Genomic DNA, 6,319 nt, shown 5'->3' on the forward strand with positions numbered 1-6,319 from the left:
TGGGCAGTGATGTCAGGTTCGCATGGTTTCTTCAAGCATGAAGAATGCATTTAGCAAGGCTTGCTTGCGATCAAGATGCAAACCGCGGGTCGCGCCCATCAGTTCGTTGATCTTTTCCCACACCTCTAGCCATTGATCAAGCGGTTGCGCGGCGGCCATGCGTTGCATTGCGGGCAGTTCACCGTCAACGACTTCTCTGGGGGGCTGCCCTGTGGCAGCAAACCGGATCATCCGCGCAAGCCACCAGTGCATTAATTCGGTGATGGTGGCGAAGGCCGCATCCTTGTCTGCAGGTGAAAAACGTTCTGCAAACTTGTGTTGGGCCGCGACATCTGCATTCGGAAGAGCTGCGATGATGTTTACAAGATCGGTATATAGCTCAAGCCCGCCGACATCGTGAAGCTGCAGCGCGCGACCTATACTGCCCTCTGCCAGCCCCGAAAGTGCGTCACGTGCGCCAAGATCCATGTCCGGACAATAGCGCCCCAGCAAATCAACAACCTGATGATCTTCAAGCGGACCAAGGTTGAGGCGACGGCACCGAGAGCGGATGGTTGGCAGCAATCGGCCCGGATGATGGGCAACCAGGATCATCATCGCATTGGCAGGCGGTTCTTCGAGAACCTTAAGGATCGCGTTGGCTGCATTGCGGTTCAATTCATCGGCAGCATCGACAATGACAATACGCCACCCGCCTTCGGCAGAGGTTTTGGACATGAAGTTGCCAACGGTACGCACATTGGCGACCGTGATTTCGCCCTGCAGGCGTTTTTTCTTGTCGTCATACTGGCGTTCAACAACCTTGAGGTCACCATGTCCTCCACCGGCAATACGCCGTGCAACCGGATCCTCAGGATCGACATAAAGGCCGTCATTCTGATCGCCAAACAGGCCAGCACCGCCATTTTCGCCGCCGCCAGACAAAATAAAGCGCGCCATGCGGTAGGCCAGTGTTGCTTTGCCAACGCCCTTGGGGCCGCACAGCAGCCAGGCGTGATGCATGCGTTTGCTGTTCCAGGCATCCAGAATGGTTTTCTCGGCCTCTTCATGGCCAAGAAGTGCATCATTTCGGCGTGGTTCGAAGGGGTTTTCTTCAGCGGGAAGATCGTCCTTGGCCATGTTCGGTTCAGGCCCCCTGCCCGGCAATATGGGACGTAACAGCCAAAATAACCCGTTCACTTACTGTCTCAATATCACCACTTGCATCAATGATGTGACATCTGTCCTTCTCATCAGAAGCAATTTCGCGGAAGCCATCGCGCAGGCGTTGGTGAAATTCCAGCCCCATGCGTTCAAAACGATCTTCCGCTGCACTGACATTGGCAAACCGTTCGCTTGCGCGTTCAAGGCCAAGTTCAAGCGGCAGATCAAAAATAAGGGTCAGGTCGGGTTTAAAGTCACCGATCGCCAGTTGCCAAAGCTTGCGGATATAATCAGCCCCAAGACCATGACCGTATCCCTGATACGCGACAGATGAGTCAGCAAACCGGTCACACAGGACGATCTTGCCGCTATCGAGTGCCGGGCGAATGGTCCGCTCAACATGATCGCGGCGTGACGCAAACATCAAAAGCGCCTCTGTCACGGGATCCCAGCGTCCGGGGTCACCGGTCAGAATAAGGTTGCGGATTTCTTCTGCCCCCGGCGATCCACCGGGTTCACGGGTAACAACAATATCTTCACCCTGATCGCGAAACCACTTTTCAAGACAGCGTATCTGGGTCGACTTTCCGCTGCCTTCTCCACCTTCGAAACTAATGAACAAACCGGGCTTAAGTGTCACCCGTTTGCCCCCCAGAGCAGATATTTGATCGCTGCCCCGATACGGCCGACAAAACCAAGGCGTCCGACATCATGGGCGGCGTAGAGCGGAAACTCGATAGTGTCCTGATCGGGCACTTCGACCTTAAGCATCGCGATCTGATCACCCTGACTGATCGGCGCCGGGACCGGTCCCTCATAAACGACTGATACCTTCATATCGCGGCTTGCGGTACGCGGCAATGTGAGGAGAACTTCCTTGTCTGCGACAAGATCAACCTTGGGTTCTGACCCCAACCAGACATTGGCAGAGCTAACCGTTTCGCCTTCGGCGAACAGGTCATAGTTGTCAAATTCGCGGAAGCCCCAATCAAGGAGTTTCTGTGATTCCGTACGACGCTCCCGAACGGAGTCCAATCCATTGACGACAAGAATAAGACGACGATCATCACGTTCGGCTGAAGCCGTCAGGCCGTATCCGGCAGCCTCGGTATGGCCGGTTTTAAGGCCATCGACACCTGCACTTGTACCAAGAAGCGGGTTGCGGTTTGGCTGACGGATGCCGTTATAGGTAAATTCCTTAACGGAATAGAGTTCATAAAGATCAGGGAAGTTGCGAATGGTATCACGCGCAAGGATTGCAAGATCACGAACCGTAACAAGATGACCCTCTGCGGGCCATCCGGTCGCATTTTTAAAGACAGACTTGGTCATCCCTATTGCGCGGGCTTCTTCGGTCATGGCTTCGGCAAAGGCTTCTTCTGACCCGCCAAGGCCTTCTGCAACCACGATTGCAGCATCATTGCCCGACTGGACGATAATTCCGTGTAGCAAGTCTGAAACCGAAACGTTGGAGTTCACCTCGACAAACATTTTCGATCCACCTTTTCGCCAGGCTTTCTCGCTGACATGGAAGGTGTCGTCCATGGAAACGCGACCATCCTTGATATACTTGAATAGCATATGGACGGTCATCATCTTGGTCATCGAGGCTGGCTCGGTCAGGGTATCCCCTTCCTTGTCAAGCAGCACGGCCCCGGTGTCAAAATCCATAATGAATGCTTCACGCGCATTCGTCTCGATGGCTTGCGCACTTGCAGAACTCATCGACATAGCCATGACAGAACCAAGAATAAAGGCCCCGGCCACTACCCGGTTCAGAGTGTTTTTGAACGGAACTGGCGGCATCAAAGTCATGGCATACAAACCCTGTTAAATAAATTCTCTAACCACCGGGAACCGGTGTATCCGCTGTTTTGCTTATGTCGCAAATTCGGCAGAATTGTGCAACAGCTGCGAGGTCGGCACATTAAATCGCTAGCATAACCTGCCTTTTTCAATCAACAACCAGATGTGGCCGAACCGCCTTCTGCGCACTCTACAACCACTTTTGCGCCGTTTTGTCCCGTTGCAATAACACGTTCGAGAAGAATGTCAGCCTCTGGCACAGTTTCAAGCGGGCCCAGACGCACGCGGTAAAAGGTAGTGCCCTTGACCTCGATCGGCTCTATCTTGCTGGGGGCAAGGTCGTAAAGGCGATTGCGAAGATTCAATGCGTTGTCATAAATGGAAAAGGCGCCGGCCTGTACGTAGATAGATGATGTTGCGACCGGTGTTACTTCTACAATAGCGGCTTCTTCTACCACACCGTCAAGCGGAGCGGATTCAACGCTGGTGTTTGCCGAAGGTGGTGTTAGCTTGATACGGGATGTCGTCGGTTCCCCGCTATCAGCAATGGGACCATCATCCAGACGAACCGTTTCAACGACGTCGCGTGGTGCAGCACTTACAGTGCTTTGCTCCGCGACGCTTACTTTCGGGGCTGCCTTACCCTGTGCGATGGCCGCGATCTGTCGGCTTTCTGCCTCGACCACCTCAACCAGCACCTTTGCCGTGCCTTTGCGCTCGAACCCCAAAAGTTGTGCAGCACGGCGCGACATATCGATGATACGACCATGGGCAAACGGTCCGCGATCATTTACGCGAACCTTGATTGATTTGCCGTTTTCAAGGTTGGTTACGCGAACGATGCTGGGCAGCGGCAAGGTACGATGGGCTGCTGAAACTTCATACTGATCGAAAATTTCGCCATTTGCCGTTTTTTTGCCGTGGAACTTCGGCCCATACCAGGATGCGATACCTGTTTCACTGTATTCGTAATCGACTGCAGGATAATACCACTGACCGGCAATCTCGTATGGATTGCCGATCTTGTAATTTCCGATCTGCGTCGGTTGTGATTGTCCGCCGAGCCGTTTGACGCCATGAACAGCGAGCTGAGTTTCAGCACAACCTGCCAGCAAGATACCAAGTGCTGCGGCCGCCATAGCGAGGCGGCCTTTGGATCGCAAATGTGCCAAGGCACTGTTTCGTGGTTTGGGCATCAAGGTGTCCCCGCTTTTAGATGCTCTGTCCATGCTCGTTCAGATCAAACTGCCGTTATTCGAATTAAGTGTTTTTATCGACCAGCGATCGCGTCGGCCAACGTACCAACAGCGATTGCAAAGTATGTCGAGCGGTTCCAGTGCATGATGGTATGGAAGTTGTTATAAACCATATAGGCTGGGCCTTCACCGTCATTTACGATGACAATTGAGGCATCCATATCCGCAACAGGCAAGTCTGCGCCACTTGGCATCCGAACACCAAGCTGCTGCCATTCTGCAATCGGCTTGCGGATATCGCGACCTTCCAGTTCCATATCGAAGTTTTCCGGCAGGCTGATCTTGCGGCCCCAGCGCTCATCTGCATGCCATCCAACGGATGACAAATAGTTCGCAGCAGAGGCGAACACATCTTCCTTTGCGCCCCAAAGATCAATCTTGCCATCGCCATTGCCATCACGTGCGTAGTTCAGGAATGTTGACGGCATGAATTGGGCCTGCCCCATGGCGCCAGCCCAGGAGCCTGACATCTTTTCCGGCGCGATATGACCGGCATCGATAATGGTAAGCGCGTTCATCAATTCCTTGCGGAAATATTCAGCGCGACGGCCTTCGAATGCCAGGGTGGCTAGTGAATCCACAACGGAATATCCGCCAGTAAAGCGACCAAACCCGGTCTCGATACCCCAGAACGCGGTCAGGTAATGGCCCGGCACACCGTATTTCTTGGCTGCGGCATCAATGACAGCACGGTTTTCAGCGTATTTGCGGCGACCCTCATTCACTCGGGACTGCGGCACAACGCGATCAAGATACTGCTCAAAGGTCAGTTTGAATTCAGGCTGGCTGCGATCATATTCGATTACTTTGGGGATCGGCTTTGTATCGGCAAAGGCAACGTCAAGTGTTGCCTCCGAAATGCCCTTGCTTGCGGCTTCTTTTTTGAATTCAACGAGCCATTCGTCAAATCCTTCGGTGGTAAATTCTGGAAGTTTCTCATCAGTCTGTGCAAAGGCTGGTGCATGTGCTGCCATCACGGCAACGACGGAGGCAGCGGTAAGCAGTTTCCAGAATTTCATCTAAGCCTCATCCAAATTTGTATCAGTTTTCAGTCCCGGATTCTTTTGGTCCGGGGAACCATTCATCGGTTCGGCCGGTCCAGTAATAAGCGGTTAACCCAACCCATTCACGCAAAGCACGACCCAATGATTTGATAGCCCCTGAGACGTTAAGACTTGCTAAATGGATGTCATCGGAGGTGAATCTATCGACAGGATAAGGGATTACGTTCCAGCCTGCCTGGCGGAATGCTCCGACAGCGCGCGGCATATGTTGTGCCGAAGTAATTAGGACCCAAGGTTTTTTCGCAAGCTCCGGCCAATCTCGATAAACCAGTTCAAGAGATTTGGTTGCGTTCTCATGCGTGTTACGTGATTTCGTTTCAAAAAACATATTCGGTGTCTTCAGTCCCGAATCGTCCAGCCAGTCTTCGAGCACGACCGCTTCGCTAAAACCGCGATCAGTAAGGCTGCCATCTCCACCGGTAAAAAGGACCGGCTTGTTTGGATACAGGTTCGCGACACGCATCATGGTAAAGATACGATCCGCCGATGCACCGACATGCATTTCGCCACGTTCTAAGTAGCTAGAAGGGTCAAGGCTTCCTGAAAGTGTTACCGCACCTGCAAACTCAATGTTTGCAAGATCTGGCTTCTCAAACCGGCTTTCCAAAGTGTGCGACAGGATAGTACCAACAGGAATAACCGTGATCAGAAGCGATGCCCCGGTTACGAAAACCAGCCCGCCAATCGCGATTCTACGCGTGCGTCCAAAGATCAACAGACCAAAGAGAATGGCGAGTAAAAGGCCATGCATGAAAGCTGTATTGATCAGGATGCTGACGGTTTTGGACAGGAAGTAGAACACGATCGCAGGTTCCGAAAACAATTGGTTATTTGAACCGGCTTACCATACCGAAATCCCGATAAATCGCCAGCATTCGCTGCAATATTGGATTGCCCTATTGACAGGTCATCTTCCCCAATTTATTGAAAGCGCCCAGAGCAAAGCGCTCCAACCAGTTTTGCGGAGAGGTGGCAGAGCGGTTGAATGCAGCGGTCTTGAAAACCGCCGTGCCTTTACGGGTACCGTGGGTTCGAATCCCACCCTCTCCG

6 protein-coding genes and 1 tRNA gene are annotated in these 6,319 nt (G+C 52.8%); 1 reads left to right on the top strand and 6 read right to left on the bottom strand.

Annotation, left to right across the window (positions count from 1 at the left end; genetic code table 11):
- Positions 1 to 12 precede the first annotated feature (12 nt).
- From B2R48_RS00270 to B2R48_RS00295, 6 genes are all read right to left on the bottom strand, one after another.
- The gene (locus B2R48_RS00270) at positions 13 to 1,119 is read right to left on the bottom strand and encodes a DNA polymerase III subunit delta' (protein WP_296996354.1); all 1,107 of its coding nucleotides are present in this window, start codon (positions 1,117 to 1,119) and stop codon (positions 13 to 15) included.
- A 7-nt stretch (positions 1,120 to 1,126) separates the two neighbouring features.
- Positions 1,127 to 1,783: a dTMP kinase gene (gene tmk / locus B2R48_RS00275; protein ID WP_296996356.1), complete on the bottom strand. Its 657-nt coding sequence runs from the start codon at positions 1,781 to 1,783 to the stop codon at positions 1,127 to 1,129.
- Positions 1,780 to 2,958 (bottom strand): D-alanyl-D-alanine carboxypeptidase family protein, encoded by a 1,179-nt coding sequence (locus B2R48_RS00280; RefSeq protein WP_296996359.1) that lies wholly within the window; start codon positions 2,956 to 2,958, stop codon positions 1,780 to 1,782. The genes tmk and B2R48_RS00280 overlap by 4 nt, the downstream gene beginning before the upstream one ends.
- A 143-nt stretch (positions 2,959 to 3,101) precedes the next feature.
- On the bottom strand, positions 3,102 to 4,145 hold the full coding sequence (locus B2R48_RS00285; RefSeq protein ID WP_296996360.1) for a septal ring lytic transglycosylase RlpA family protein: 1,044 nt from the start codon (positions 4,143 to 4,145) through the stop codon (positions 3,102 to 3,104).
- Positions 4,146 to 4,219: 74 nt separating this feature from the next.
- The gene (locus B2R48_RS00290; RefSeq protein ID WP_296996362.1) at positions 4,220 to 5,224 is read right to left on the bottom strand and encodes a lytic murein transglycosylase; all 1,005 of its coding nucleotides are present in this window, start codon (positions 5,222 to 5,224) and stop codon (positions 4,220 to 4,222) included.
- A gap of 22 nt (positions 5,225 to 5,246) precedes the next feature.
- Complete coding sequence (locus B2R48_RS00295; protein ID WP_296996365.1) at positions 5,247 to 6,071, bottom strand: YdcF family protein; 825 nt, start codon at positions 6,069 to 6,071, stop codon at positions 5,247 to 5,249.
- A gap of 161 nt (positions 6,072 to 6,232) precedes the next feature.
- On the opposite strand from B2R48_RS00295, the gene B2R48_RS00300 reads away from it, so the two are divergent.
- Positions 6,233 to 6,319: transfer RNA gene (locus B2R48_RS00300), tRNA-Ser, on the top strand.

It is taken from the genome of Thalassospira sp. UBA848 (assembly GCF_002295455.1).
Classification (GTDB): domain Bacteria; phylum Pseudomonadota; class Alphaproteobacteria; order Rhodospirillales; family Thalassospiraceae; genus Thalassospira.